This window comes from Flavobacterium ardleyense (assembly GCF_042686085.1).
GTDB classification, from domain to species: Bacteria; Bacteroidota; Bacteroidia; order Flavobacteriales; family Flavobacteriaceae; genus Flavobacterium; species Flavobacterium ardleyense.
In genome coordinates, this window is the sequence record NZ_JBHUOL010000015.1 from 1 (window position 1) to 1790 (window position 1790).

The following is a 1790-nucleotide window of genomic DNA, read 5'->3' on the forward strand; positions in this document are numbered from 1 at the left end:
ATGATGTCGCCACCAATCAAATCGGCATCTTTTAAAAAAGTAACAAAGAGTTTGAATAGCTTTTTAAGCCCTGATGGATTGTCTTTTCTGAAATCAGAAATACTATGGTAATTAGTAACTATGGCGCATAAAAGCCATTGAAGCTCAATATTTCTAACGCATTCTTTTTGTAGTTTTCTAGAACTGCGAAGTCCATTGAGATACCCATAAAGATACAATTTAAGGAAGATTTTAGTATCAAAACTAGGACGACCTTCTGATTTGATCGTTTGAACCGAAAAACCCAAAGCTTCTAAAGATAAAGCTCCTACAAAAGCATCTATAAATCGAATAGGATTTTCTGATGAAATAGTGTCTTCTAAACTAGAAAAACACATTTGATTACGCGGTATTCCTGTGATGTGTTGCATCATTAAATATACCACTTTTAATCCTTTTATTAAAATAATTTGACTATTTTTGAAAGAAGAAAGCGGAGGTTTTTTCACAGACTGACGTTAGCGGTAATTTTAAGACGACCTGGAGAATTCAATAACTTAATGCAACAAATGATATTTTTTATCTTTGTTTAATTATGGAAAAATTACGTAAACGTCTCACCTTAAATGAAAGGATTGTTATTGAGACTTTACTCAAGCAAAACAAGTCCAAAAGCTATATTGCTAAACAGCTTAATAGAAATAGATCTACCATTACTCGCGAAGTAAACAACTGGGTAATTAATCCGACTGATAAATACAGTGCAACTATCGCTGATTTCTATGCAAAAGACGATTATCTTAATAAAAGAAATCAAGACAAAATAAACACCTATAAAAAACTTAAATACTTTGTTTACAAAGGATTATTGTCTGGCTTTAGTCCAGAACAAATTGCTGGAAGAATCAAGTTATTGCATCCAAATGACACGATAATGTCTATTTCTTACGAAGCGATATATCAGCATATTTATAAGCACAGACAGTCTTATTTAGGGAAAAAACTGATTAAACTTCTGCCCTATCACCATCATAAAAGAAGACAAAACAGAAAATTCGGAAGTAAGAAATCTCGAATAAAAGACCAAGTAAATATCAGTCAAAGACCTGAGCAAGTGGACTTAAGACTTGCAATCGGACATTGGGAAGGCGATTTAATGATTGGTGTAGGGCAAAAAAGTGCAATCGGAACAATCGTGGAAAGAAAAACTAGATTCACTTTTATAGTTAAAATTGAAAACCGAAAATCTAAAACCGTCACGCAACAATTTGCTAAAATCATGAACACAATGCCAAAATTTATCAGGAAAACAATGACTTACGATAATGGAATGGAAATGGCAAATCACAAATGGCTCACACAAAAAACAGGAATGGATGTCTTTTTTGCGAATCCGTACTCCTCCTGGGAAAGAGGAACCAATGAAAACACAAACGGATTAATCAGACGTTTTTTTCCAAAAGGAACAGACTTCAATAAAATAGCTATTGAACAGCTAAAACAAGCTGAAACAGCATTAAACAACAGACCAAGAAAGGTGCTAGGATATAAAACACCAAATGAAATGATCAATCAAGAAATCAATAATTATGCAGCTTAAACCAGACCTATTTCGGAAATAACTTTTGGCTAATTAAAAATGTCAAAAAAGTTATTCTGAAATGGTGCAAATTTGAAATTAAAAACTAAATTTGAATAATACAATATAAACCGACCTTGTTGCATTAAGGTCTTGAATCCGCCCCTCGTGCGAAATAGACAATTAGAATGAAAGCAAATAAAATTTACGACATAACTTTTGATACTGACGA

2 protein-coding genes are annotated in these 1790 nt (G+C 32.6%); one reads left to right on the top strand and one right to left on the bottom strand.

Going from position 1 to position 1790, the window contains the following annotated elements; translation table 11 throughout:
* Positions 1-413 (bottom strand): transposase (locus ACFSX9_RS09795; protein WP_379807157.1); only part of this gene is annotated, 413 nt, incomplete at its 3' end.
* 161 nt (positions 414-574) lie between these two features.
* Here ACFSX9_RS09795 and ACFSX9_RS09800 point away from each other — a divergent pair.
* The gene (locus tag ACFSX9_RS09800; protein WP_379807159.1) at positions 575-1579 is read left to right on the top strand and encodes an IS30 family transposase; all 1005 of its coding nucleotides are present in this window, start codon (positions 575-577) and stop codon (positions 1577-1579) included.
* Positions 1580-1790: the final 211 nt, after the last annotated feature.

Excerpts from the sequence above, each read along its gene's own strand:
- ACFSX9_RS09800 (WP_379807159.1), top strand. The coding sequence starts at position 575 with ATGGAAAAATTACGTAAACGTCTCACCTTAAATGAAAGGATTGTTATT.